This is a genomic window from Serratia sp. OS31 (assembly GCF_014164835.1).
In the GTDB taxonomy this organism is placed as follows: Bacteria; Pseudomonadota; Gammaproteobacteria; order Enterobacterales; family Enterobacteriaceae; genus Serratia; species Serratia liquefaciens_A.
In genome coordinates, this window is the sequence record NZ_JACJFQ010000016.1 from 64,575 (window position 1) to 88,769 (window position 24,195).

Here is a 24,195-nt window from a genome sequence, read left to right on the forward strand (position 1 = left end):
AGGAATTTGCACGCCAGTACAAATATGCGGCCGCCGTCACTTGTTACCTCTGAGGAAAACTTCCTACACTGAGGTATGAAAAAAGCCAATTTATTTATTCAGCGCATGCGCTTACGCCACATCAACGGTTTTGTTGCCGTCGCGCAGGAGCGCTCACTAAGCCGGGCCGCCGAAAAACTGAGTCTGAGCCAGCCGGCGCTGTCCAAAACGCTCACCGAACTGGAAGCCCTGACCGGTAACCGGTTACTGGTGCGTCATCGACAGGGCACGTTGCTGACCGAACAGGGCGAGCAATTTCTTGGTTATGCCACACGGGTGTTGGAAGCCTTGACCGCCGCCGGGCATGCGCTCGATCGGCTCGAGGACGCACCGGCCAAAATGTTGCGCATCGGCACCCTGCCGACCACCGCGCTGGGCATGCTGCCGCAGTCCATCGGGCAGTACCAACAGGCGCATCCTTATTCACGGGTCCAGGTGATCACCGGCACCAACACCGGGTTGTTGGCTCAGCTTAAGGCCGGTGAGATTGACGTAGCGATAGGCCGAATGGCGGATCCGGAAATGATGAGCGGGCTGGCTTTCGAACTGTTGCTGCTGGAATCGTTGCTGATGGTGACCCGACCGGGCCATCCGTTGCTAAGCGAAACTGTCACCCTGGAGCGCGCGCTGAGTTATTCCGCCATCGTCTCGCCCAAAGGCACGGTGCCGCGCCACAATACCGAGAGTTTGCTGTCGACGCAGGGGTTCAGCCTGCCCGCCCAATACATTGAAACGCTTTCCGCCTCGCTGGCGCGTCAAATGACGCTGCAATTTGACTATGTGTGGTTTGTGCCGTCCAGCGCGGTAAAAGCCGATATTGCCACCGGGCAGTTGGTGCCCTTGCCGCTGCCCACCCAAGGCATGGAGGAAGCGGTGGGCATTCTGACTCGCAATGACGGTCAGCTGAGCGAGGCGGTACTGGCCTTCATCGCGACGGTGCGCAATATTGTCGGCGCAGCGAGATCGGCTTAATCGCCCTGCGCATCCTGTTCGGCAAACACCTCCGCCGCCAGATGAAATGCCGAGTTCGCCGCCGGCAAACCGCAGTACAGCGCGCTCTGCATCAGCACTTCCTTGATTTCCTCGCGAGTCACGCCGTTGTTCACCGCCGCTTTCAGGTGCATGCGCAGTTCGGCCTCGCGATTAAGGGCTATCAGCATGGCAATGGTGATCAGGCTACGGGTGTGGCGCGCCAGCCCGGGGCGGGTCCAGATCTCGCCCCAGGCATAGCGGCTGATAAAGTCCTGAAACTCTTCGTTCAACGGGGTGAGTTGACTCAGAGTGCGGTCCACATGCGCGTCCCCCAAAACCGCCCTGCGTACCTCCATGCCCTGCTGATAACGTTGTTCATCCTTCATGTTTATGGACTCCTGAAGTTAATTCCGTAGCCTGTTGCAGCACCCGCTGGGTAAAGATCCGCGCACTGCCGAGATACTGCTGTGGATCCAGCAATTCATGCAGCCGTTGCGCCGTTAAGTTCGCCATGACGACCGGATCGTCCAACAAAACCGCCTGCAACGTGAGCCCCTGCGCCAGCGCCTGATGGCACTGTTTTTCGATGTGATGATGCGCTTGCTGACGGCCAATAGCCTCACCCAGGGCCATCGTCACCGCTTCCGCCATGATCAACCCGTCGGTTAACTTCAGGTTATGCTGCATCTGCTGAGGGAACACCTGTAGCCCGGCGATCAAATCAGCGGCGGTATCCAAGGCACCTGACGCCAACATCACCAGCTCCGGCAGGCTTTCCCATTCTGCATGCCATCCGCCCAAACCGCGTTCGTGCTCCTGTACCATGGCGGCATAGAGCCCCCCTACCAGCGCTGGAACCCGATTGGCCGCCGCGAGGATCACCGCGCAGGCCACCGGATTACGCTTGTGCGGCATGGTGGAAGAACCGCCGCGTCCTGCCGCCGCCGGTTCGGCCACTTCCGCCACTTCGGTTTGGGTCAGCAAAGAGATATCCCGCGCCAACTTGCCCAGCGACCCGGTTAATCCGGCGTACCAGCCGGCAATTTCCAGCAGGCGATCGCGCTGACTGTGCCAGGGCGTATAGGCCGCGGTCAGTTGCAGGCCGGCGGCCAGCGTAGTGACCAGTTCCGCCCCCTGCTCACCCAACGACGCCAGCGTGCCGGCGGCACCGCCCAACTGCAGCGTCAACACGCGCGGTCGCATATCTTCCAACCGCTGCCGAAAGCGCAACAGCGCATCCAGCGTTCCCGCCAGCTTTAAGCCCAGCGTGGTCGGCGATGCATGCTGCATCCAGGTGCGACCGACCAGCACGCAATCCTGATGACGGGTGATTTGCTGCACCAACGCCGCCATCAGTCGATCCAGGTCGATAAGTGTTAATGCGAGCGCGTTTCGCAGTTGCAGCATCAATCCGGTGTCGAGAGCATCCTGACTGGTTGCGCCCCAATGCACGAAGCGAGCGGCATGGGCATCCTGCTGCGCCACCCGCACCGTCAGTTGTTTAACCAGAGGGATCGCCAGATTACCGGCCTGCGCGGCTGCCTGCGCCAAATCCGTCTCATTGAATAAGGCACTGTGGCAGGCTTCGGCGATCCGCCGGGCCGCCTCCTGGGGAATAATGCCGAGGCGGGCCTGAGCCGCAGCCAACGCCGCTTCGAAATCCAGCATTCCCTGCAGCGTCGCGGCATCGCTAAAACAGGCCGTCACCGCTGATGACCGCAGCAACGGCGTCAGTAATTCCATAGTTCCTCCAGGCAAAGAGCCATTTTTTCGATGATGGCGCGGCACCGCCGCCAGCGTCAACAACGATAAACGCTGTCCTGGGCGATTATCGAAACAATCGTCAATTTTATTGATATTTGTGATACCAACCGGATCACATCATCTGAAAGGGCGAACCGACGTAGTTCTCCGCCAGCACCGTCATGGCGCTGCGTGACTTCACGGTGTATTGCAGTTCAGACAGCTGCAGGCGTTGCTGAAACGCACTGTCGTCCTGGTGGGTGTGCAGCATATTGGTCATCCACCAGGAAAAATGCTCGGCGCGCCAAACCCGTTGCAGGGCATCGTCGCTGTAGCTGTCCAGTCGCCGCCAGCTCTTATGCCGGTAAAATGCCTCAAGCGCCTGCGACAACAGGCAGACGTCCGCCATCGCCAGGTTCAACCCCTTTGCCCCGGTCGGCGGCACGATATGCGCCGAGTCCCCGGCCAGCAGCAGGCGTTTGTAACGCATTGGTTCAGTGACGAAGCTGCGCATACCAACCACGTTTTTCTGGAAGATGCGCCCCTTTTTCAGTGACCAGCCATCGTGATTTTCCAGCCGGCTTTCCAGTTCGTTCCAGATGCGATCGTCTGACCAGTGGTCGACATTTTCCGCCGGGTCACACTGGAAGTACATGCGCTGCACGCCCGGCGAGCGGGTGCTGATCAGTGCAAATCCGCGTGCATGTCTGGCGTAGATAAGTTCATCGCTGGACGGCGGCGCGTCCACCAAAATGCCGAACCAGCCGAAGGGATAAACCCGGGTGTAGTCCTGACGCAGCCCGCCGGGCATTGCGGCCCGGCTGATGCCGTGAAACCCGTCGCAGCCAATGACAAAATCGCAGTCAAGCCGCCGTTGTTCGCCGTTGTGGCGGTAATGCACCTGTGGCCTTTCGCTGTCCAGCCCCTTCAGTGCCACCTCCTCCACCTCAAAATGGAGTTGCCCCTGCGCGGCCTGCCGGGCGGCAATCATATCTTTCAGCACCTCGTGCTGAGCGTAAACGGTGATCGCCCGGTCGGTCAGTTCCGTTAAGTCGATCCGGTGTTGTTGGCCACCAAATGCCAGCCGGATGCCATGGTGCTGTGCCCCTTCTTTGCGCATGCGCTCGCCCAGCCCGGTTTGATTGAGCAAATCTACCGTTCCCTGTTCGAGAACCCCGGCGCGAATGGTCGATTCCACCGCCTGTTGGCTGCGTGACTCCAGCACTACCGACTCGATGCCCTGTAAATGCAGCAGGTGCGACAACATCAATCCGGCCGGGCCGGCACCAATAATCGCTATTTGTGTCCGCATGGTTATCTCCTTATAAGGCTTTGTTGAGCGAACCGGACAATGCCGCCGCTTTGCTGGAAAAGTGTTTGGCTACCAGCGCCAGTGCCGCCACCAGTGCAGGGATCGCCAACAGGGTAAAAATGGTGCTGAACGACAGCTGCATTTGCATCAGCACCCCGCCGCTCATGGCCCCCAGAATGCCGCCGAAGCGTCCCAGCCCCAGCATCCAGGCGACACCGGTCGCTCGCCCCTGGGTGGGATAGAAACCGGCAGCCAGCGCAGGCATCGATGACTGCGCGCCATTCATGCAGGTTCCGGCGATAAAGACGGTCACGGCCATCAGCAGTGGATCGGTGTAGACGTAGCCAATCGCGCAGACGAACACCCCGGTTAACAGATAGCCCACCGCCACCACCTTGTGCGGGTTCATCCGGTCCATCAGCCAACCGATGATCAGCACGCCAATACCGCCGCCTAAAGGAAACAGCGCGGTAATCAGCGAGGCCTGGCGGATAGAAGCCCCGGTTTCACGGATCAGCAGCGGCAACCAACTGGTCAACAGGTAGAAAATCATCAGTCCCATAAAATAAGTCAGGCACAGCATCAGCGTCCCCAACAGATAACGCGGGGAGAAAATCACCCCCAGCGCCGACTTGTTCTTTACCTGCCCGTCTTCGCTCAGGCTAAAGTGCAGCGGTTCGACGAGATTGAGCGGTGCAATACGCTTGAGCACGGCAGCAATACGCTGCGCCGGGTAGCCGTGCACCACCATAAATCGCGCGGACTCCGGCAGCGCGACAATCAACACCACCGCCAGCAGCAGAGGCATTACCCCACCCAGCACCATCACGCTCTGCCAGCCGAAATGCGGGATCAGCCAGGCGGAAACGAAGCCCCCCATCGACGATCCCAGCGGAAAGCCGCAGAACATCAGGTTCACCAACAGTGCGCGTTTACGTTCCGGGGCATATTCCGACATTAAAGTGGCCGCGTTCGGCATCGCTGCGCCCAGCCCCAGGCCGGTTAAAAAACGCAGCAACGTCAGCATTGGCAACGTGGTGGCAAAGGCCGTCAATAAACTGAAGCCGCCAAACAGGATCAGCGACAGGACCAGCACCTTCTTGCGACCAATACGATCCGCCAGCGGTCCGGCGGTAAGCGCGCCAACCGCCAGGCCGACCAGGGCGGCACTCATTACCGGCCCCAGCGAGGTTTTCTCAATCCCCCAGTCCTGCACCAGTGAAGTAGCGATAAAGCCGATGATTGCGGTGTCGAACCCGTCCAACGCCACGGTCAAAAAACACAGTACCAGGATCAACCACTGGTAACGTGAGAAAGGGCTGTTATTGATAAATGACTGAATTTCTAGCGTGTTTGGCTGGGACATAGAGCGTTTCCTGGGTTGGTCTGGCGAAATAAACCCTGCGGATACGGCCAGGCATTCCCCTGGCAAAGCCGCTAACTGTGCGATTATCGAAACTTGGTTCGTTAATCGCCTAATTATCAAAGCATCGGCGGCTATAAGTTTCAATATTGTTAAATCAATTAGCGTGCGATAACCGAACGAGAAAAGAGCGATATTCACATAACCAGATTATTTTCAGATGGATACGTCATATTCACGTAAGGCGATGGGGCATGGATTCTGTGAGCCGATTAACATTGAAGAAACATAACTGGCTGCGCACCAATAAAAACACCCTGCGGGGCACAGGGTGTCAGACTGCTGACAAACACTCAAAAGGCTAAATCGGGTCGAACATGTTCGACCCGATTTAACTCATTGATTATGCTATTGGGCGCAGCGTGCAGCGCCCCTACCATTAAACAACAGAGCACATTGTCAACGGCCCCACCCCCTGCGAGGTACAGGGTGCGGGGACTTCTACTATTGCGGGCTATTGAACACACCCACGGTTATTTCAGTTTAAGCATCTCCCCAAGCAGGATATCCGTGGGCTCGAGGATATCCGTATCAATCCCTGCTGAGGGGGTGAAGGTCAACTCGCCAAAGATCACTTTGCCGTTGGAGATATAGAAATCGACGCGGACAAACTCAAACGGCGCCGAGAGCTTTCTGGCGTAGTCAAAAAGGTCATCGTAACCTTCCGGCTTAACAAAAGCCGCAATCTCTTCTGGGCCAAGGGCCAGGCAGTCTTGGCTGTAGCACAGAAACTTGAAGTCCTTATCGAAAAAGTAATATTTCGGCATGCCCTTGTCCCTGCCGACACAAAGCAACGTGCAGTAGGGAACGCCATTGAAACAGTATATTTTGTAGTCTTCTGGGCCATGGCCGCCAGGTGACTCTATATACTTCTCACCGATTATCTTTTTATTGATTTTCTTGTAGTTTAATTCCGCGTAGACCTTCCAATAGTCCTCCCGCATCCAGTTATCAATGATTTTGGAAGCACGGCCGATGTCCAGCTTGCTTTTATCCTGGCAAATCAGGTTGTAACCGGAGCCATGGTTGCCCTTGATGACAAACTTGTCGGGCAAGGAATCCCATGGGATCTCATCGACCGTGTCGCAGGCGAAGTACAGCTCATTGAGAATTTCTTCGCACCCCTGCGCCTTCAAATACTCTCGCACGGCGTATTTGTCCGCACACTGCGTGACCAGCGCATTTTTGCTGTAGCCGTTCAGTTTGAGGTAGTTGATTTTTTCGTTCCACGTCACCGGCGGATTGAGGTTTAATTTTTTTCCAAATGCCTTTTTATAGATAAATTTTGTCTTGAAAGTCGGCGTAAATGTCGCCAATTGATTCATGATAAATTTATTAATGTTTTTTCTCATACGCCCTGTCTCATCATTATGACGAAAAAATTAAAACGGTGACGGTTAGACACCAAAGGAAGCTGAAGCGGTGGCTTTTTCTTGCTCACTGCGCCACTGGATCATCGCTGGGGTGGTGCTTAAATCAAACTGGTTGCGGCCTAAGGCGCGATTGAGAATGCAGGCCGAACGCCAAGCCATCAGGCTCAGTTGGGGATCGGCAATGCCGTGGTGGTGCATGCTGGCGTTGACGGCAAACAAACAGTTTCCCTCAGCGCCTGGGCGCGCAAGGGTAAAATCAGAGGCAATGCGGTATTGTCCGTCAGCGGTGGTTGATAAAACGCCGGCCAGGGAATCAAGAAACGCCGGGCGTGCCTGTTGATAGCCGGTCGCAAAAATCACCACGTCGGCGTCAAAGGTTTCTCGACCTTGATCAAGGTGATGCTGCGTCTCCAACCGATAGGCATGGTCTCGGGTGCTGAGGGCAGTCACTGAACGGCTGGGCAGCAGCTGTACCCATCGCTTCTCACGGAGCACATCGAAACGATGATACATGGCGCGATAAATCGCCAACAGAGACTCGCTGGTGATGCCATCAGACGTCATTTTCTGTTCGTGCAGCATGTGCTGTTTGGCCTCATGGCCCAGCGTGCAGAACTTCTCGACATACTCAGGGGTAAAATACTCGTTAGCAAATGCCGCTTCATCCAGAGCGTTGTAATTGTTACGCCGGGATAGCCAGCTCAGGTGTTCTGGCTGACCCCATTCCCCTTTAAAAATGTTCAGGAACAGATCGGCACCGCTTTGCCCCCCGCCCACGATGGCCACGCGTTTTCCGGTAAGGTTCGGTTGGCGCAACATCATTTCACTGGCGTGGAAGCATTGATCATTTTGCTGCGTCACGCAGTCAGGCAGTTTGATTTGCTTGCCAATCCCCACGCACAGGTGTTTGGCGTAGAGCACATCATTCTGGGTAGTGACGACAAAGTGCCGCTGCTGGTCATCAAACTCCACATGCTGAACCTCTTGGTTGAACGCCAGTGAGTCCAACCCCGTTGCTGCCCAGTTCAGGTAGTCGGCGAACTCTTCGCGCGAAGCAGTGCGTTGCTCGGTGGTCAGGAAACGGTAGAACTTTTTCTTTTTCACCAGATAGTTGAGAAAGCTGTAAGGGTTGGTAGGGGCAACGGCAGTGACCAGATCCTTTAAAAAATTCGTCTGCATGCTGCTCTCTGCCAGGATCATGCCTGGATGCCAGGAAAAGTGCGGTTTGCGTTCGAGGAATTTGCAACTGAATCCCTCGATTTCGCTAGCAAGCGCAGCAATACTGAGGTTGGACGGACCGATGCCAATACCGATAAAGTCCAAACGCTGGTTCATTGAGTGTGCTCCTGAATAAGTAAACATATTTACCAGATATATAATTTGGCCTGATAAAATACCGTAACGAAACTTAACGCCAGCATGGGAATGATAGAAACCCCTCAATTGAGCGGCCCTATCGAAAACACCCTGCATTATCGCCGTGTGAATTTGGCGCATTAGCCAAGACGGTAAAAATAACCGGATCACCCCGGCAATTTATTACCTTGGGGCGTTAAGTTAAATGTTTCAGCCAGCCATTTTTCCGTAAAAGTAAAAAAACACTTTACAGCATTATAAAAAGAGAGTGTTTGGGGAGAGGTTTTTAAGACCCTAAAACCTAATGAATTAACAGAGTAATTCATAACATATCCCTATGTTAATCTGCATACCACGCATGGCATCTTCCTTGATCAGACATTGCCAAATGAGAGTAGCGCTAAAGTTGCACTCTGGCATGTGAAAAAAAATAATATTGAAGTCAAAACCCACGTTGTTATTGTAAAATTAAAAGTGAAATCGTAAAAAATGCTAAAATTTCACCTTGGTTTAGCTACCGTTGCAGGTGGGCTTTACCAAGTGAAACCTGCACCAAAGCGGCGCTGGGCCTGACAACACCGTTTCCAGCCCTCCCCAAAATGAGGCCATTCAGCCTGAGCCTGTCCCTTAAACTGGCTTTTGCACCCCTTCGGTTGTTGTGGCTGTCCGGCTCCAATATTTCACCTGTTATTGTACTCTTAACCGCGGATATCCAATCTGACTTTCCGATAATATCGTTGCTTTGACATCCATGGAGACATTCTCGGCATTGAAGTTTCTTACCCCCTCCCCTCATTTTTTAAAGTACCTCTTTATCAATCATCTTCAAAACACTGAATATCAAAACCGCTAGAGGCCAGAAAAAAAGGCGAGCGTGCTCATCAGTACAAATCATCACCATCGGCAGGTGGTTTACTGTTTCACCTCTTAATTAAGATTTTTATGCAAAAGGTCATGTCGAAACAATTAATCAGTTAGCCCACACGGCGGAAATGAGAAAACAAATTATGTGCTGTTGAATTTGTTCTTAGGTAAGTTATTTAACCTTCCTTATTCCCTGTTCTGTTACCTAAACTTAAAAACCCACAGTGGATATATCATCACATACAGGTATTATCCCGATACGCCATTATTAGTGCGTAACCTGAGGGTGGTTCAACATGATGAGCTTCGCAAAGCGCTAACGTGCCAGATTGTATTGCCGACGAACCCCGGTTAATCTTAACCGGTGCCCTCTAAAAGATAAGTGACTGATGTTTTGAAGAATGACGAGATGCCCGCCACCAAGCGCAAAAATGACCCCGTAGGCCTGAAACAGCGCATTTTCGCTGCGGCGCTGAGCGAGTTTGCCGAAGCCGGCCTTAAAGGCGGTCGCATGGAGAACATTGCTGAGCATGCGGCCACCACCAAACGTATGGTGGTATATCATTTCAAAAATAAGGAGTCGCTCTACATAGAGGTGTTGGAACATGTCTATCAGCATATCCGCGCACACGAATCGGGCCTGGATCTGCATGCGTTGCCACCGGTAGAAGCCATGGCCCGCCTGGCAGAGGAAAGCTTCAATTACCATGCAGAGCATCCTGACTTCATCCGCGTGATCTGTATGGAGAACATGATGCGCGGCCAATACATTCGTCAGTCGCTGCGCATCAAGGCGCTGAATCAAAGCGCACTGACCTTGCTTGAGGATATTTTGCAACGAGGTAAACAAGCGCAACTGTTCATTGCCGACGTCAGCGCTACAGACGTGCACCGCTTGATCAGCAGCCTGTGTTTCCACTATGTGGCCAACCGGTATACCTTCAATACGCTGTTTGAAAGCCATGAACCTGCGGAAGATCAGGTGATCCGTAATCGTCGATTGACCGTCATGGCAACGCTGCGCTACGTAACACTGTAAGTTCCAACCCGGGAGCCTTTGTGATGACCAAAACCTCTGGCGGAGAAGAGATTTCCGCACCTGATGCTTTACTGTCCCCTGCCAGTGGCGATCCTTTCAAGGGCGATCCCAACTTTATGGCGTCGCTGGCTCGCGGTCTTGAGGTTATCCAGGCTTTTACCCCGCAGCGCCGCCTGATGTCCATTTCCCAAATCAGCCAGAAAACCGGTATTCCGCGCGCGGCGGTGCGCCGTTGCCTGTATACGCTAAACAAATTAGGCTTCGTCTACGCGCAGGACGGCAAGAATTTTGAGCTGCGTCCGCGCATTCTGACGCTGGCCCACGCCTATCTTGGCGCCACACCGCTGGCCAAAGCCACCCAGCCGGTGCTGAAACACATCAGCCAGTTGTTGAATGAGTCCTGCTCTATCGCCACGCTGGACGGCGACAATATCCTGTATATCGCTCGCGCCTCTGCCGAGCGCATTATGACGATCGATCTGAACATAGGCAGTCGCCTGCCGGCCTTCGCCACCTCAATGGGCCGCGTGCTGTTAAGCCATTTGCCACCCGATAAACGTGATGATTACCTGCAGCGCATCACCCTGATGCGCTATACGCAATACACCATCGGTTCGATCGACAAACTGCGCGACGAACTGGATAAGGTTCGCGCGCAGGGTTATGCGATAAACGATCAGGAACTGGAGATCGGTCTGCGTTCGATTGCCGTGCCAATCGCCTCGATTGACGGGGTGGTCACCGCCGCATTAAACGTGGGTGTGCAGGCCGGTCATGTCCCGCTAAGCGAACTAACCGACCGCATCTTGCCGATCCTGTTGGAAGGCGCGCAGGAGCTGTCGTTACTGAGCCATTAAAGGGACTGCTGAGCCGCAGCCAGGTATTTCGCCATCTCTGCTTCCGGCACCATGCCGCCGCCGGTTGCCCACACCAGGTGGGTAGCACGGTTCATCTGCTCCTCATTCAAGCCCTGGCTCGTCAACCACTCAGCATCGGCCGCTACGCGCCATGGCCCTGGCATCCCCGCCAGCGCGGATGGCTCGAGCCGGATATGTTCATGGCGGTCCAACAGCCCTAACAGCGCAAACATCTCTTGATCGCTCAGGGTATAGAACCCCGCAAGCAGACGTTCCATCGCACGGCCGACAAAACCGGAGGCGCGCCCCACCGCCAATCCATCAGCGGCAGTTTGGTTGTCGATACCCAGATCCTGGACCGAGATAGCGTCGTGCAACCCGGTATGCACACCAAGCAGCATGCATGGCGAGTGCGTTGGCTCGGCAAAGATGCAGCGTACGTGGTCACCGAAGGCCAGCTTCAAGCCAAATGCCACACCGCCAGGACCGCCGCCGACGCCACAGGGCAGATAAACAAACAAAGGATGCTGAGCATCGACCCGGATGCCACTCTCGGCAAACTGGCGCTTCAACCGCTCCCCGGCCACGGCATAGCCCAGGAACAGCGTTTGCGAATTTTCGTCATCAATGAAGAAGCAGCGCGGATCGCTCGCCGCCTGCAAACGGCCCTGTTCGACGGCGACCCCATAATCTTGTTCATATTCCACCACGTTGACGCCGTTATCGCGCAGCTTTTGCTTTTTCCATTCGCGAGCATCCGCCGACATGTGCACGCTGACGCTAAAACCAAGGCGAGCGCTGATAATGCCGATCGACATCCCGAGGTTGCCGGTTGACCCTACGGCAATGCGATAACCGCCGAAAAACTCGCGGAACTCCGGCGAAAACAGCTTGGCATAGTCATCCGTCAACTGCAGCAGCCCGGCTTCCAGAGCCAGCTTTTCCGCATGCGCCAGCACCTCGTAAATACCGCCGCGAGCCTTGATCGAACCGGAGATCGGCAGATGGCTGTCTTTTTTAAGCAGCAACCGCCCGCTAAGCGTCAAACCATAGCGTTGATTCATTGCCGTTTGCATCGCAGGCAGAGCGACAACTTCAGACTCGATCACGCCTTGTGTTGCTCGGGTTTCCGGAAAAGCGGCGCTGAGATAAGGGGCAAAACGCGCCAGACGCTGCTGGGCGTCACTCACGTCCGCGGCACCAAGACCGACGTAGGGCAGCCCGACCTGCAAAGTCGTCGCTTGCGGGTTGAACCAGGTCACCGGCTTAAGGTCGATCAACTCCTGCACCAGCGGGAATTGCGTCACTAATTGCTGAATCTGTGTCTTTTCCATTGTTATTCTCTGCGCTGCAAAAAGGTTAGCCCTAGAGTGCAGCGATTCGCCTGAGCTGACAAATGATAAAAAATCAGCCTTACATGAGCAGTATTGATGCAATAAGGTGATTTACGTCAATTTATAAACTTTAGGTAGGTTTTGAATGATAATGAATCACCTATAACGCCCCGCAGCCAAACCTGCTACGGGGCATTTGCCAAGGCTATATTATTCACGAGCCGCCGCTTCCAACCCGGCGATGTTCAGTTTGACCATCTGTAGCATCGCTTCGGTGACCCTTTTCACCTTCAGGCTATCGGGGTCATTCATCAGCTCCGTCAGCCGCTTGGGCACAATTTGCCAGCTCAATCCCCAACGGTCGCGCAACCAACCGCACTGTTCGACGCTGCCACCGTCGCTCAGCGCTTCCCACAGTCGATCCACTTCGGACTGGTCCGCACATTCGACCATGATGGAAAAGCTGTGATTGAACGGATCCAGGGGGCCGGCTTCAATCGCCGCATAGCGCTGATCGCCGAGAATAAAAGTCGCCAGTTTGACACTGCCTGCCGGGCCGCTGGGAGTATCGGCGGGCAAGGTAGAGTGCCAGGTCAGGGAGGAGCCGGGGATCAAATCTATGTAACAGCGTAGTGCGGCATCCATGTCTTTCTCAAACCAAAGATGTTGGGTGATTTTCACGATATCCCCCTCCGCTATTGATCAAGGATAGGTTCGAAACCGCCGAAAATCATGCGCTTGCCGTCAAATGGCATTTGGTCACCCAAGGCTTTCATACGCGGATCCGCCATCATCTTCTGGTTAGCATCGTCACGTACCGCCTTGGAGGGGTACTCAATCCAGCTGAACACCACCACTTCATCGGCCTCGGCCTTTACTGCGCCGCGAAAATCGGTCAGTTTGCCGTCGGGGACGTCATCGCCCCAACATTCCACGACCCGCGTGGCACCGAACTCTTTGAACAAGGGTGCCGCCGCAGCCGCCAGTTTTAAGTACGCCTCCTTATTGGCGGCCGGTACCGCCACGACAAAACCATCAACGTATTTCATGGGAGATTCCTCTTGTCTGTTCGACAGTCGGGGTGGCGCCGGCGGAACTGCCCGCGCCCTCTACCATTTTAGACCCCATTAGTGGGGTCAACCATCAAGGGCGCTGGCGAAGTTCAGAGGTTGGGGTAAGTGCGTGGAAGAAATTCAGGGGTGGCGACGCGATTGCGGCCGCTGTTTTTGGCTTTGTAGACCGCCAGATCGGCGATTTTCAGCAGATTATCCAGACTCTGCCCCGATCCGCCGATGCAGGTGACCATGCCGATACTGACGGTAATCTGCAACGAGGTTCCGGCGGGCATGGTGATGGACTCGATTTCCACGCGGTGACGCAGGCGCTCGGCCAACGACAGGGCATCCTGTTGCTGAGAGATCGGTGCAACAATAGCAAACTCTTCCCCGCCCATTCGGCCAAACAGATCCTGATCGCGCAGATCGGCAGTAATGGCTCGAGTGAAGGACAACAGCGCAGCATCACCGCCTGCGTGACCAAAGCGATCGTTGATCGACTTAAAGTAGTCGATATCCAGCATCATGATGCAGACGTGCTCCCCCTTTTGGCTGACCAAGCGCGTACCGCGCTGCATAAAGGCGCTACGGGTCAAGACATGGGTTAATGCATCATGATTCGCCACGTGCTCCAGCCTGCGCAGCAGCGCATTGCGGGCGTAATTCATGCTGGCGACGGCTATTGGCCCCAGCGCCAATAGCGCCACGCCAAGGCGCATCGACACCGTGTTTTGCAGCAGTTTCATATCGAGATTGGTCGCAATCAGGCCCATGTCGATCGCCAGATGGCACCACAGCACATAGGCCAGCACGGCAATCATGGTGCTGAATAAGGAGAACGACATTGCCAGCCAAAGCAGGATTGGCATTGGGAAAATGACGGCTCCGGGGCCGCCAATCAGGATGCTGCCGGTACAGGCAATCAGCAGCAGGACCAGCACCGCCATTTTTTTACAGGTGGCATACCACAGGCTGCGTTGGGTCGCGGCCTGGCTGATGCTGCGCAAATAGCCTTTCCCGTCGGTCGGGAAAGTCAGGATGAACGGCATCAGGGTAATGTAATGGGTGAACTCCGAAGACAGCCACAGCGCCATGGCGGGCAGAAATTGGCGGTCGAACAGCAGTACCGAAGCCCCGGCACCGACTAACGCCGTGGCGGTCGCGCTCGTCAGACAGATGGCAAACAGAAAAATGCTGGACGAAGTGCGTTCCAGAGTTCTGACCTGCGGCGATAAACGCATAAACAGGTAAAACCCGACCGCAACACCGGTAATATTGGCGCCGTTGAGCAATACTGCTTTCCCGACCGTGCTGCCGGTGATCAGATCCGCCGCCATATAGCCCAAAATCGCCATCAGCCAACCCCAGGGGCTGGCCAGCGCCGGGTAACGCACCAGGACAGCCAGCAACACCGCATTGGCCGGCCAAAAGGCGGATAACAGACCGGTGGGCCGGCTCAAGATGCCAAACAGGCACAGGCAGAACACCAGCAGGAATACGATTAACGCGTGCTGTAATTTTGTGGCACCAGGTAACTCAGTGGTGTGCATCTTGCTTCCAGAAGCTGGCAAAAAATACGAAAAATCCTGTCTGCATGACGGCGTCCAACCCTCTGGCCAGCATGCCTGACGTTGCACGCAAAACGCGCAGTCAGCCAGATATTATTGCTAGTTTTCACCGGGCTGGCATCAGCTAATTGAAAATTTAAAAATATTATTATGTTTCAATCTGTCACGCGATGATTTGCTGAGGAGAGTGGATTCAGATGCGGAAGGCTTGCGACGCTACGGCCAATGACGGGGCGTTTTGAGGGTTACCTCCCCCGGATACCGCCAACCGGCTCCGGGGAAGCTGCAGCCAGGGTTAAACACCGTCCAGGGTTTCTCCCTGCTGATAGACCCTGGCTTCATAAGGGCGCAGCATTAACCCTTCGACATTCTCCTGATAGTTACCCAGTAGCCAGCGCCACGGGCCGGGTGGCAATGCCAACGGGTCGACCCGCTGTGGTTCACCACTCAGGTTACACAGCACCAGTCCTTGCTGCTGATTCAAGCGGCGACTGTAGGCGTAAATATGCGGATGCTCCGCCAGTTGCAATTGATAGCGGCCGTAGATCCACACCGGATCCTGCTTGCGCAGACGGATCAGCGCCCGGTAGAAATTCAGTACCGAATCGGCTTCTTCGCGCTGACGCGCCACGTTGATCTGCGGATAGTTGGCATTGACCGCAAACCAGGGCGCGACAGAGCTGAAACCCGCGTGGGCGCCGTCGTCCCACTGCATTGGCGTGCGCGAGTTGTCGCGCCCGCTGCGGCCGAGAAACGCCAGGATCTGCGCCTCGTCCATGCCCTGCTCGCGTAGCTTGGCAAAACGGTTCCTGGCGGCAACATCGTTAAAATCGGCCAGGCTCTGGAAACGGGTATTGGTCATCCCCAGCTCCTGCCCCTGATAAATAAACGGCGTTCCCTGCATCAGGAAATACATCGCGGCGATGGCAGTGGCGCTTTCGCGCCAATACAGCTTATCGTCGCCCCATTTTGACACCACGCGCGGAATATCGTGGTTTTCGACGTACAGGGCATTCCACCCCTTTCCCTCCAGCAGCGTCTGCCAGCGAGTAAATATGTCCTTCAGGCCCATCACGTCTGCCCCGGCGTGCGGCGACTGCTGATGGTTGTTTTCCCACAGCTTGACGTGCTCGAACTGGAAAATCATGTTCAAGCGGCCGTGCTGTTCGCCCACCCAGTCTTCACCCTGCTCCGCCGAGGCCCCGTTCATTTCGCCTACCGTCATGATGTCATAGCGGTTAAACACCTGTTCGCACAGGTCATCGACATACTCCAGCAGGCCCTCACAGTTCAGATGCCGCTCGAAAGACGGCACGTACCGCAGCCCCTGCGGGTTGGGCATGTCGGTCAGCCCCTGCTGCTTTTTCATATGGCAAATGGCGTCGATGCGGAAACCGTCGATGCCCTTGTCCAGCCACCAGCGCATCATGTCATACAGCGCCGCGCGCACCTGCGGGTTCTCCCAGTTCAGATCCGGTTGACGCTCCGAGAACAGATGAAGGAAGTATTGCTCGCTGCCGGGGTCATATTTCCAGGCCGAGCCGTTGAAAATGCTCTCCCAGTTGTTGGGTTCCGCGCCATTTTTACCGTCACGCCAGATATACCAATCGCGTTTGGCACTGGCTTGGGACGATCGGGATTCAATGAACCACGGATGTTCGTCAGACGTGTGGTTAACCACCAGATCGAGTATTAACCGCATCCCGCGGCCATGCACTTCTGCCAACAACCGGTCAAAGTCCGCCATGGTGCCGAACTCGGTCATAATGGCCTGATAATCGCTGATGTCGTAGCCATTGTCGTCGTTCGGCGAGCGATACATCGGACAGATCCAAATCACGTCGATACCCAGCCATTGCAGGTAATCCAACCTGGCGGTAATACCATTCAGGTCACCTATGCCGTCGCCGTTAGAGTCCATAAAGCTGCGCGGGTAGATTTGATACACCACCGCCTGCTTCCACCATTGCGCTGTTTGTCCACCGCTCATGCCGTTGCTCCCTTCGATAAATTAATGCGCCTGTTCCGAGGCCAAAATGCGCTGAAACGCCCGACCTTGACGGTCAAACAGATAACAACACTCTACCGGCAGCCGCAGGCCGACGGTATCGCCGGCCTGGATGGTGGAGCGCTCAGGATTGCGCAGTACCCAGGGTTCACCGGCGTTGCCGTTGTCCAGATACAGGTAGGTTTCATTGCCCATATGTTCGACGAACATTACCTCACCCTGAAACTCACACTCCGACCGTGCGCCGCCCCGAATATGTTCCGGGCGTATACCCACGTTGACGCTCTGGCCTTCCGCTTCGCTCGGCGTGGCGATCGGCAGGACCAGCGCCTTGCCGTTATCCAGTTCGACCACGCTTTGCTGCTCACCGGCGCGCCGCAAAATCGCCGGGATCAGGTTCATCTTCGGCGAGCCGATAAACTGCGCGACAAATTCATTGGCCGGTTGATCGTAGAGCTCCAGCGGCGTGCCAACCTGCTCGACGTGGCCTTGGTTCAGTACCACGATGCGATCCGCCAAGGTCATGGCTTCAACCTGGTCGTGGGTGACATAAATAATGGTCGAACCCAACCGCTTATGCAGCGACGCCACTTCCATCCGCATTTGCACCCTCAGCGACGCATCGAGGTTGGACAGCGGTTCGTCGAACAAAAACAACTTGGGTTCGCGTACGATGGCGCGGCCAATCGCTACCCGTTGCCGCTGCCCGCCCGAAAGATCCTTTGGACGCCTATCCAGTAGCGGCTCGAGCTGTAAAATACGTGCGCTCTCGCGTACCCGGCTGTCGATTTCAGCCGCAGAATGGCCCGCCAACTCCAGCGCAAAGGCCATGTTTTTATAAACGCTCATGTGCGGATAAAGCGCGTAGGACTGGAACACCATGCCGATGCCGCGTTCCGCCGGCGTGTCGTCGTTAACGTAGTTGCCATCGATATACATGCCGCCGCTGCTGATCTCCTCGAGTCCGGCGATCATCCGCAGCAGGGTTGATTTTCCGCAGCCGGAAGGGCCGACGATCACCACAAATTCCCCGCTGTTGATTTGCAGATCCAGCGATTTGATAACCTCTGCGTTTGCGCCGTAGCGTTTTTGCAGCTTTTCCAGCGTGAGTTGCGCCATATTCCTCCCGTTTACCCCAGTTGGCATCCTGCGGGGCGCCGATATGCGCCCCGCTATCCGGTTTATTTCAGGTAATCAAGCCACGGGCTCTGGCGTGAGATCATCACGTCTACCAGCTCGGGGATCGCGCGGCATTTGTCGTTGACCGAATCCACCAGCAGCGCCTGGATCACCAGATCGCGAGAGCCTTCAATCACCGCGTCAGCGGTCAGGTCATGAATGGCAATCTGGTTGCTGAGCAGCCCGCCGATACCGGCCGGCATTGCCACTTTGATGCCGTGCACCCCTTTGCGATCGATGATCGCCGGCACCTCCACCGCAATAAAGTCTGGCAGCTGTTTGATAAAGCCCTGGTTCGGTATATTGACCGCCGACTCTTCATAGCCGGAATCGGTCAGGATCCCTTCCATGATCGGCACCACGCGCTCTTTCAGCTTCAATTCAATTTTCGGCTGCACCTGCCCCAGGTAATTGCGGTAGAAGGTGTAGAAATCGAGAATGCCGCGATGATCGCTGACCTCGCTGGCCCAGCGGATGTATTCGCCAAAGTGGCTGTCGCCGGTGATTGGCAGGTGGTGGAATTTCTCCAGAATTTCCTTGAACAGGGTGCGGTCAGCCCAGGGATAAGCGCTGTCTTTGCCGCCCAACGCATCACGCTCAGTGCTGCCTTCGGTCTGCACCAATTTACCGTGGGTGCGGGTGTACGCCAGAATGTCGCTGTAGCCCGGCAGGCGAGAGAAATAGTCCGGTGCCTTGGCGCGCACGTCACCATAGGCATCTGTACCGCTGTCCTTATAGCTGGCCTCCAGCAACACGCTGAAGTGGTTAAGCCCGGCGGCGCGCAGGTTAAGGTTTTCAAACGGCGTGCCGAGCATTTCCGGCAGATAGCGCTCAAGTGAGGCGATTTCGTGGCACATACCGACGAAATTCAGCTGCGGGAAGCGACGGTGCACGGTGGTGCAAATGCGGCTCATCGGGTTGGAATAGTTAAATATCCAGGCGTTGGGGCAGATGTCGGCAACGTCGGCGCAAATGTCGAGGATCGGCGGAATAATCCGCAGCGAGTGGAACAGCCCGCCGGGGCCGCCATTTTCACCGTACACCTGCTGGATACCGTACTGCTGAGGGATCTGCCAGTCGAGATCCCACAGCGCAAAACGGTCGCCCACTTCGATGGAAATAATCACAAACTCCGCCCCTTTCAGTGCAGTTTTGCGATCGGTGGTGGCGCTGACGGTAAACGGCAGGTCTTCCGCAGCCAGAAAGTCTCGGGCGGTTTTCTCGGTCACCGCCAGAGCGGAAGGATTGATGTCGTGCAGCACAATCTCACTGCCGTACAGCGTTTTGCTCTGGAAGATATCCCCCAGCGTGCCGTAGCCGAATTGCGCACTGCCCGCTCCCACTAAAACGATTTTTGTAGCCATTACTTTTCTCCTGCTTCAGGGTTAATCGAAAATCAGCCTTTTACTGCGCCGTTGGTTAATCCGCTGACGATGCGGCGCTGGAAAATCAGGACCAGTGCGATGATCGGCAGTGTGACGATGACCGAGGCCGCCATGATGGTGCCCCAGGGGAGTTCAAACTGAGAGGCGCCCTGCAGCATGCCGATGGCGACCGGCACGGTGCGCTTACCGCTGGAAATGACGAACGTCAGGGCGAACATGAATTCATTCCAGGCGCCGATGAAGGCCAGCAGTCCGGTGGTCACCAGTGACGGTCCCATAATGGGCGCGAAGATGCGGGTGATGATGGTCCAGGTACCGGCACCGTCGACGATCGCCGCCTCTTCCAGCTCCGCCGGGATCGCCTTCATAAAGGTGGTCAGCACCCAGACGGTAAACGGCAGCGAGAAGGTGGTGTAGGACAGCACCAGGGCGCCGAGGGAGTCGTACAGGCCCATAAAGCGCACCAACTCAAACATGCCGGACAGCACCGCCACCTGCGGGAACATCGAGACGCAAAGAATGGTAAACAGCAGGTATTTACGACCGCGAAAGCGGATACGCGCCAGGGCAAAAGCGGCGGTGATCGACACCAGCAGGCAAATGCCTACCGTCAGCGTCGCCACGACGATAGAGTTCAGCAAGCTGCGGGCGATGCCATTTTCCATCAATGCGGTCAGGTAATTGCCCCAGTGCAGATTGCCCGGCAGATAAGCGACCTGGAACAGATCCTGCCCGGAACGCAACGAGGTGATTAGCGCGTAGTAGAAAGGAAACAGGCAGATCACACTGGCCAATGCTGCAGCGGCGAAGATCAGCGTTTTATGGCCGTATTTCTGCTGTTGGCGGCTCAGTTTCATGCTTGTTTCTCCTTGTCGTTCAGGCGACCCAGCGTAAGGAAGCAAGCGGCGATGCCCGCCACCATCATAAAGACCAGCACCGATGCGGCCGAGCCGGAGCCCATTTCCTGATAGCTGACCATGCGATCCCGGGCGTAACCGGACACCGATACCGTGGCTTCGCTGTTGGAAGTCAGTACGTAAATCAGATCAAACACCCGCAACGCATCCATCACCCGGAAAATCAGCGCGACGATCATCGCCGGCATAATCAGCGGCAAGGTGATGCGGCGGAACCGCTGCCAGGCATTGGCACCGTCGACGCGGGCGGCCTCATACAGATCGCCGGGGATCAGTTGCAACGCCGCCAGCAGCATCAAGGCCATAAACGGCGTGGTCTTCCACACGTCGGCAATCACCACCGCCCACATCGACAGCCCCGGCTCCGCCACCCAGGCCAGCGGCGTGGCGATGATGCCGGTTTTGAGCAACAGGTCGTTCACCACTCCGTACTGATCGTGGAACATCCAGCCCCACATTTTGGCGGACACGATGGTCGGAATGGCCCAGGGCACCAAAATGGCGGTGCGCACCAGCCCCTGACCGCGGAATTTTTGATTCATCAGCAACGCCAGGAGCATGCCGAACACCAGTTCCAGCGATACCGACAGCAAACTGAAGCGCAGCGTGTTGCCTACCGCCAGCCACCAAAGCGGATCCGCCAACACGCCGTAGTGGTGGCCGCCTTCAGTCAGATCCAGATAGTTTGCGAAACCGATAAAGCGGTAATCGTCCGGCGCGTCCAGCATGGCGTCGGTAAAGCTGTAAAACAGGGTGCGCAGCAGCGGCCAGCCGGCAACCGCCGCCAGCAGCAACATCGCCGGTGCCACCAGTAACCAGGCGATGCGGCTACGCCGCTGTTGGTGATTCAGTTTGCTGCGCCTGGCCGGCAGCACCTGGACTGACTCATCAGGGGTAGCCGTCAGGGATAAAGCGTGCGTATCGCGTTTCATGCATCAGACTCCGGCGGTTAATGGGGAGATAACTCGGCCTTGCGCTTTCAGCGCCATCCTCTGGCTTTGATCCGTTCCAGTCGCTGCTGTAAATCCGCCACGGCCGTGACACCGTCACTGTCTCCGCGCAATACGTTAAAGGTGGCGTTGTAGATGGCTCGGGAGACCTGCGCGTATTGCCGTTTGGTTTGAGTGGCCGGGCGCGGCATGGCCTGCGCGAATATGCCCTTGAAGTCTGCCAAATAAGGCGCCTGCGCCAATACTTGCGGATCGTCGTACAGCGCGGTGCGCGAAGGAGCCTGACCCAATAACGCCAGCGCCCTTTTTTGCGATTCGGCATCGCTGACGATTTTCAGCAGCGCGATGGCCGCCTCGGGGTGTTTGGTATAGCCGTTGATCGCCCACTGCCAACCGCCCAACGCGCTGACCGAATGGCCGTCAGCCCCTTTCGGTAGCGGCATAACGCCGACCTTGCCGCGGATCGCACTGCTGCTGTCCTGCGCTAATACATAGGCGTAGGGCCAATTGCGCATAAACAACGCATCGCCGTTTTGGAATACCGCCCGCGACTCTTCTTCCATGTAACCAAGGGTGCCTTTCGGCGTGATTTTGCCAATCCACCCGGCGGCCATATTCAGCGCCTGCGCCGCCTGCGGGTTGTTAATGGTGATATTGCCCTGAACATCGATAAAACTGCCGCCGTTTTGCGAAGCCACCCACTCCAGGGCGTTGCAGGTCAGCCCCTCATAAGATTTTCCCTGAAACACCAGCCCCCAAAAGTTTTTGTGGCCGCCGGCACGTTCATCTTGCTGGATGCGGGTGGCGATACGGGTCAGATCGGCCCAGGTCTCCGGCGGTTGTTCACCGTATTTCTCCAGCAGGTCCTTGCGGTAGTACAGCGCACCGCTGTCCAGATAGGCGGGCACCGCTTTGACCCGGCCGTTTACCACGTTGTTTTGCCAGGCTGCCGGGAAAAAATCCTGTTTGATGTCGCTCACGCTGTCGGTCAGATCCAACAGGTGCTTATTCAGCACGCCGATCCACACCGTGTCGGCCTGAAACAGATCGATGGCGCTGGCGTCTTTGGCGGCAAACAGTTGCTGGAACAGCGACAGCTTCTCATCGGAGGCAGGAGGCAGATCGATAAACTCCAGGGTATGACCAGTCTGAGCCTCGAAGCGCTGTTTGATCTCGTTGCAATACTGGCGCCCTTCTTTGCTGGGCGCGCATTGCATGCGCAACGTGTCGGCCCATACTTGGCCGGACATCAACGCCAGTGCGGCGGCAACCATACTCGGTATCAATCTTCTCATTGCATCCTCTCTGGTGGCGGCTGGGAATACCGGCATAGGAGCAAGCTATCGAAGGCGGGTCATTGGCGGAAATCGTTTTTCACCGCTACGATATAGAAACTTTCTATACCACCAGTGGAAAATATGATCGTGGACAAAATTCTGCGGCAGTTTATCGAAGTGGCAATGTTCAAAAATGTGAGTCATGCAGCAAACAAACTTTGCCTGAGCCAGCCGACGCTGACCCACAACATGAAGAAGCTGGAAGAGAATTTGGGGGTACAGCTGCTGGAGCGCACCTCAACCGGAGTGAAAACCACCGAATACGGCGATCTGCTGTTGGAGCAGGCACAAATGATGCAGCGTATTTACGACAATACGCTGATCAAACTGGCATTTATCAAGGCCCGTCAGGAGCAGAGTCTGCGCATGGGCACCGGCCACGCCTGGTGGTATATGTTTGTGCGCGACAGCTTCAATGCCTATCGCAAGCTGCACCCGATGGTGAATATCCATATCGATCTGGGCAACCACCTGCGCCTGATGGACCTGCTGTTGGGCGGAGATATCGACTTGTTTATCGGCCATGAAATTCAGGGGCTGAACCCCAAAGCAGGCATCAGCTTTCTGCCGCTTTTTGGCACCACCGACAGTATGTTCGTCCGGCGCGGACATCCGCTGCTAGGGCAAAGCGTGGGGCCGGATGCGCTGCTGGACTATCCCTGCGTTGAGCTGACCCCGGATGAGAGTCGTTACCATCATATGGTGGAAGATATGCAACCGAAAAAGCTGGCGCGAAACCGCCTGCATCTGGCGGAGCGGGTGATTTGTTCGACCAATTCCATGATGTCGGCTGTGGACATGATTAACGATTCCGATGCGGTACTGCTGAGCTATCCTTCCTGTATGGCAGGCTATTTTGCGGATTACGGCATTGAACCCCTGCAGCTGGTCCAGCCAGGACCACGTTGCACCGTCGGTATTTATTTGATGCGCGAAAAAGCGGATGCCCCCCATGTGGTGCAGATGCAAACCTTGATGCAGCAACACCTGGAACAGATCCGCCCGCTGTTGTCGTAGTTACCTCTCGCCGGTCAGCGCCACCAGCGCCTGGTACAGCGGTCGGGCATTGCCCGGCCCCACCACCAGCTGATATTCGGTCGTCAGGCGTGGCGTGTCGACCTCCAGCAGCGCTTTGACCCCGGTCAGGCCATCGATAGCTGGTCGATCCAGCCGCCCGGCATCGCGCAGTTCCACCCTGATACGGCTGGCGCAGTAACGTATTTTGGTCAGGTTTTCCGCTCCGCCAAAGGCGGCCAGCACCGACGCCGCAAGCTGATGTGTTTCCATTGTGCCTCCAGAAAAAGATTGCCTATGCAACAACAGCATAGAGCCGTCGGCAGGCCGAAGTGAAATTGGTTTCACCCACGGCAATATAGAGGGAATCTATGGCGTGCGAGAAAACACCGATCAATGATGTCACCCTGCCGTCATCGGCGTTATGGTGGGTCCTTGGATCATAGAATTATCAGGGACCGCAGATGAAC

The 24,195-nt window shown here is 56.0% G+C and carries 21 protein-coding genes; 4 read left to right on the forward strand and 17 right to left on the reverse strand.

Annotated features, from left to right (window positions below; all coding sequences use genetic code 11):
* Positions 1 to 75 precede the first annotated feature (75 nt).
* The gene (locus H5P17_RS14815; RefSeq protein WP_044551306.1) at positions 76 to 1,011 is read left to right on the forward strand and encodes a LysR substrate-binding domain-containing protein; all 936 of its coding nucleotides are present in this window, start codon (positions 76 to 78) and stop codon (positions 1,009 to 1,011) included.
* Here H5P17_RS14815 and pcaC read toward each other — a convergent pair.
* The 6 genes from pcaC to H5P17_RS14845 all read right to left on the reverse strand — a co-directional run bounded on the left by pcaC (position 1,008) and on the right by H5P17_RS14845 (position 8,197).
* On the reverse strand, positions 1,008 to 1,397 hold the full coding sequence (pcaC, locus tag H5P17_RS14820; RefSeq protein ID WP_182823678.1) for a 4-carboxymuconolactone decarboxylase: 390 nt from the start codon (positions 1,395 to 1,397) through the stop codon (positions 1,008 to 1,010). The genes H5P17_RS14815 and pcaC overlap by 4 nt on opposite strands.
* The gene (locus tag H5P17_RS14825; protein WP_182823680.1) at positions 1,387 to 2,754 is read right to left on the reverse strand and encodes a 3-carboxy-cis,cis-muconate cycloisomerase; all 1,368 of its coding nucleotides are present in this window, start codon (positions 2,752 to 2,754) and stop codon (positions 1,387 to 1,389) included. Before H5P17_RS14825 ends, pcaC begins: the two co-directional genes overlap by 11 nt.
* A gap of 133 nt (positions 2,755 to 2,887) precedes the next feature.
* Complete coding sequence (locus H5P17_RS14830) at positions 2,888 to 4,066, reverse strand: 4-hydroxybenzoate 3-monooxygenase (RefSeq protein WP_182823682.1); 1,179 nt, start codon at positions 4,064 to 4,066, stop codon at positions 2,888 to 2,890.
* A gap of 10 nt (positions 4,067 to 4,076) precedes the next feature.
* The gene (locus H5P17_RS14835; RefSeq protein ID WP_182823684.1) at positions 4,077 to 5,432 is read right to left on the reverse strand and encodes an MFS transporter; all 1,356 of its coding nucleotides are present in this window, start codon (positions 5,430 to 5,432) and stop codon (positions 4,077 to 4,079) included.
* Positions 5,433 to 5,962: 530 nt separating this feature from the next.
* Positions 5,963 to 6,841: an ATP-grasp fold amidoligase family protein gene (locus tag H5P17_RS14840; protein ID WP_044551316.1), complete on the reverse strand. Its 879-nt coding sequence runs from the start codon at positions 6,839 to 6,841 to the stop codon at positions 5,963 to 5,965.
* A gap of 45 nt (positions 6,842 to 6,886) precedes the next feature.
* Positions 6,887 to 8,197 carry a lysine N(6)-hydroxylase/L-ornithine N(5)-oxygenase family protein gene (locus H5P17_RS14845; RefSeq protein ID WP_182823686.1) on the reverse strand — a complete coding sequence of 437 codons (1,311 nt, stop codon included), beginning with the start codon at positions 8,195 to 8,197 and terminating at the stop codon, positions 6,887 to 6,889.
* A 1,294-nt stretch (positions 8,198 to 9,491) separates the two neighbouring features.
* Here H5P17_RS14845 and H5P17_RS14850 point away from each other — a divergent pair.
* Complete coding sequence (locus H5P17_RS14850; RefSeq protein WP_044551320.1) at positions 9,492 to 10,121, forward strand: TetR/AcrR family transcriptional regulator; 630 nt, start codon at positions 9,492 to 9,494, stop codon at positions 10,119 to 10,121.
* A 23-nt stretch (positions 10,122 to 10,144) separates the two neighbouring features.
* Positions 10,145 to 10,978: an IclR family transcriptional regulator C-terminal domain-containing protein gene (locus H5P17_RS14855; protein WP_044551322.1), complete on the forward strand. Its 834-nt coding sequence runs from the start codon at positions 10,145 to 10,147 to the stop codon at positions 10,976 to 10,978.
* On the opposite strand, the gene H5P17_RS14860 is transcribed toward H5P17_RS14855, so the two are convergent.
* The 10 genes from H5P17_RS14860 to H5P17_RS14905 all read right to left on the reverse strand — a co-directional run bounded on the left by H5P17_RS14860 (position 10,975) and on the right by H5P17_RS14905 (position 22,669).
* On the reverse strand, positions 10,975 to 12,312 hold the full coding sequence (locus tag H5P17_RS14860; protein WP_182823688.1) for a D-serine ammonia-lyase: 1,338 nt from the start codon (positions 12,310 to 12,312) through the stop codon (positions 10,975 to 10,977). The genes H5P17_RS14855 and H5P17_RS14860 overlap by 4 nt on opposite strands.
* A gap of 210 nt (positions 12,313 to 12,522) precedes the next feature.
* Entirely contained in the window at positions 12,523 to 12,993 is a 471-nt protein-coding gene (locus H5P17_RS14865; RefSeq protein WP_182823690.1) for a VOC family protein, read from the reverse strand.
* Positions 12,994 to 13,007: 14 nt separating this feature from the next.
* Positions 13,008 to 13,361 (reverse strand): DUF1428 domain-containing protein, encoded by a 354-nt coding sequence (locus H5P17_RS14870; RefSeq protein WP_122079426.1) that lies wholly within the window; start codon positions 13,359 to 13,361, stop codon positions 13,008 to 13,010.
* 113 nt (positions 13,362 to 13,474) lie between these two features.
* The gene (locus H5P17_RS14875; RefSeq protein WP_182823692.1) at positions 13,475 to 14,917 is read right to left on the reverse strand and encodes a GGDEF domain-containing protein; all 1,443 of its coding nucleotides are present in this window, start codon (positions 14,915 to 14,917) and stop codon (positions 13,475 to 13,477) included.
* A gap of 313 nt (positions 14,918 to 15,230) precedes the next feature.
* On the reverse strand, positions 15,231 to 16,925 hold the full coding sequence (locus H5P17_RS14880; RefSeq protein ID WP_182823694.1) for an alpha-glucosidase: 1,695 nt from the start codon (positions 16,923 to 16,925) through the stop codon (positions 15,231 to 15,233).
* A 21-nt stretch (positions 16,926 to 16,946) separates the two neighbouring features.
* Positions 16,947 to 18,062 carry an ABC transporter ATP-binding protein gene (locus tag H5P17_RS14885; protein WP_182823696.1) on the reverse strand — a complete coding sequence of 372 codons (1,116 nt, stop codon included), beginning with the start codon at positions 18,060 to 18,062 and terminating at the stop codon, positions 16,947 to 16,949.
* 62 nt (positions 18,063 to 18,124) lie between these two features.
* On the reverse strand, positions 18,125 to 19,486 hold the full coding sequence (locus tag H5P17_RS14890) for an alpha-glucosidase (RefSeq protein ID WP_182823700.1): 1,362 nt from the start codon (positions 19,484 to 19,486) through the stop codon (positions 18,125 to 18,127).
* A gap of 32 nt (positions 19,487 to 19,518) precedes the next feature.
* Positions 19,519 to 20,364 (reverse strand): carbohydrate ABC transporter permease, encoded by an 846-nt coding sequence (locus H5P17_RS14895; RefSeq protein WP_020826988.1) that lies wholly within the window; start codon positions 20,362 to 20,364, stop codon positions 19,519 to 19,521.
* On the reverse strand, positions 20,361 to 21,356 hold the full coding sequence (locus tag H5P17_RS14900; RefSeq protein WP_182823702.1) for a carbohydrate ABC transporter permease: 996 nt from the start codon (positions 21,354 to 21,356) through the stop codon (positions 20,361 to 20,363). The genes H5P17_RS14895 and H5P17_RS14900 overlap by 4 nt, the downstream gene beginning before the upstream one ends.
* Positions 21,357 to 21,403: 47 nt before the next feature.
* On the reverse strand, positions 21,404 to 22,669 hold the full coding sequence (locus H5P17_RS14905; RefSeq protein ID WP_182823704.1) for an ABC transporter substrate-binding protein: 1,266 nt from the start codon (positions 22,667 to 22,669) through the stop codon (positions 21,404 to 21,406).
* Between the two features lie 123 nt (positions 22,670 to 22,792).
* On the opposite strand from H5P17_RS14905, the gene H5P17_RS14910 reads away from it, so the two are divergent.
* On the forward strand, positions 22,793 to 23,728 hold the full coding sequence (locus tag H5P17_RS14910) for a LysR family transcriptional regulator (protein ID WP_044551345.1): 936 nt from the start codon (positions 22,793 to 22,795) through the stop codon (positions 23,726 to 23,728).
* Here H5P17_RS14910 and H5P17_RS14915 read toward each other — a convergent pair whose 3' ends face one another.
* On the reverse strand, positions 23,729 to 23,998 hold the full coding sequence (locus H5P17_RS14915) for a PTS transporter subunit EIIB (protein WP_122079431.1): 270 nt from the start codon (positions 23,996 to 23,998) through the stop codon (positions 23,729 to 23,731).
* Positions 23,999 to 24,195 lie beyond the last annotated feature (197 nt).

Coding starts and splice junctions, on each gene's coding strand:
- H5P17_RS14885 (WP_182823696.1), bottom strand. CDS start 18,062: ATGGCGCAACTCACGCTGGAAAAGCTGCAAAAACGCTACGGCGCAAAC.
- H5P17_RS14880 (WP_182823694.1), bottom strand. CDS start 16,925: ATGAGCGGTGGACAAACAGCGCAATGGTGGAAGCAGGCGGTGGTGTAT.
- H5P17_RS14875 (WP_182823692.1), bottom strand. CDS start 14,917: ATGCACACCACTGAGTTACCTGGTGCCACAAAATTACAGCACGCGTTA.
- H5P17_RS14835 (WP_182823684.1), bottom strand. CDS start 5,432: ATGTCCCAGCCAAACACGCTAGAAATTCAGTCATTTATCAATAACAGC.
- H5P17_RS14870 (WP_122079426.1), bottom strand. CDS start 13,361: ATGAAATACGTTGATGGTTTTGTCGTGGCGGTACCGGCCGCCAATAAG.
- H5P17_RS14855 (WP_044551322.1), top strand. CDS start 10,145: ATGACCAAAACCTCTGGCGGAGAAGAGATTTCCGCACCTGATGCTTTA.
- H5P17_RS14915 (WP_122079431.1), bottom strand. CDS start 23,998: ATGGAAACACATCAGCTTGCGGCGTCGGTGCTGGCCGCCTTTGGCGGA.
- pcaC (WP_182823678.1), bottom strand. CDS start 1,397: ATGAAGGATGAACAACGTTATCAGCAGGGCATGGAGGTACGCAGGGCG.
- H5P17_RS14830 (WP_182823682.1), bottom strand. CDS start 4,066: ATGCGGACACAAATAGCGATTATTGGTGCCGGCCCGGCCGGATTGATG.
- H5P17_RS14910 (WP_044551345.1), top strand. CDS start 22,793: ATGATCGTGGACAAAATTCTGCGGCAGTTTATCGAAGTGGCAATGTTC.
- H5P17_RS14900 (WP_182823702.1), bottom strand. CDS start 21,356: ATGAAACGCGATACGCACGCTTTATCCCTGACGGCTACCCCTGATGAG.
- H5P17_RS14890 (WP_182823700.1), bottom strand. CDS start 19,486: ATGGCTACAAAAATCGTTTTAGTGGGAGCGGGCAGTGCGCAATTCGGC.
- H5P17_RS14840 (WP_044551316.1), bottom strand. CDS start 6,841: ATGAGAAAAAACATTAATAAATTTATCATGAATCAATTGGCGACATTT.
- H5P17_RS14895 (WP_020826988.1), bottom strand. CDS start 20,364: ATGAAACTGAGCCGCCAACAGCAGAAATACGGCCATAAAACGCTGATC.
- H5P17_RS14825 (WP_182823680.1), bottom strand. CDS start 2,754: ATGGAATTACTGACGCCGTTGCTGCGGTCATCAGCGGTGACGGCCTGT.
- H5P17_RS14850 (WP_044551320.1), top strand. CDS start 9,492: ATGCCCGCCACCAAGCGCAAAAATGACCCCGTAGGCCTGAAACAGCGC.
- H5P17_RS14815 (WP_044551306.1), top strand. CDS start 76: ATGAAAAAAGCCAATTTATTTATTCAGCGCATGCGCTTACGCCACATC.
- H5P17_RS14860 (WP_182823688.1), bottom strand. CDS start 12,312: ATGGAAAAGACACAGATTCAGCAATTAGTGACGCAATTCCCGCTGGTG.
- H5P17_RS14905 (WP_182823704.1), bottom strand. CDS start 22,669: ATGAGAAGATTGATACCGAGTATGGTTGCCGCCGCACTGGCGTTGATG.
- H5P17_RS14845 (WP_182823686.1), bottom strand. CDS start 8,197: ATGAACCAGCGTTTGGACTTTATCGGTATTGGCATCGGTCCGTCCAAC.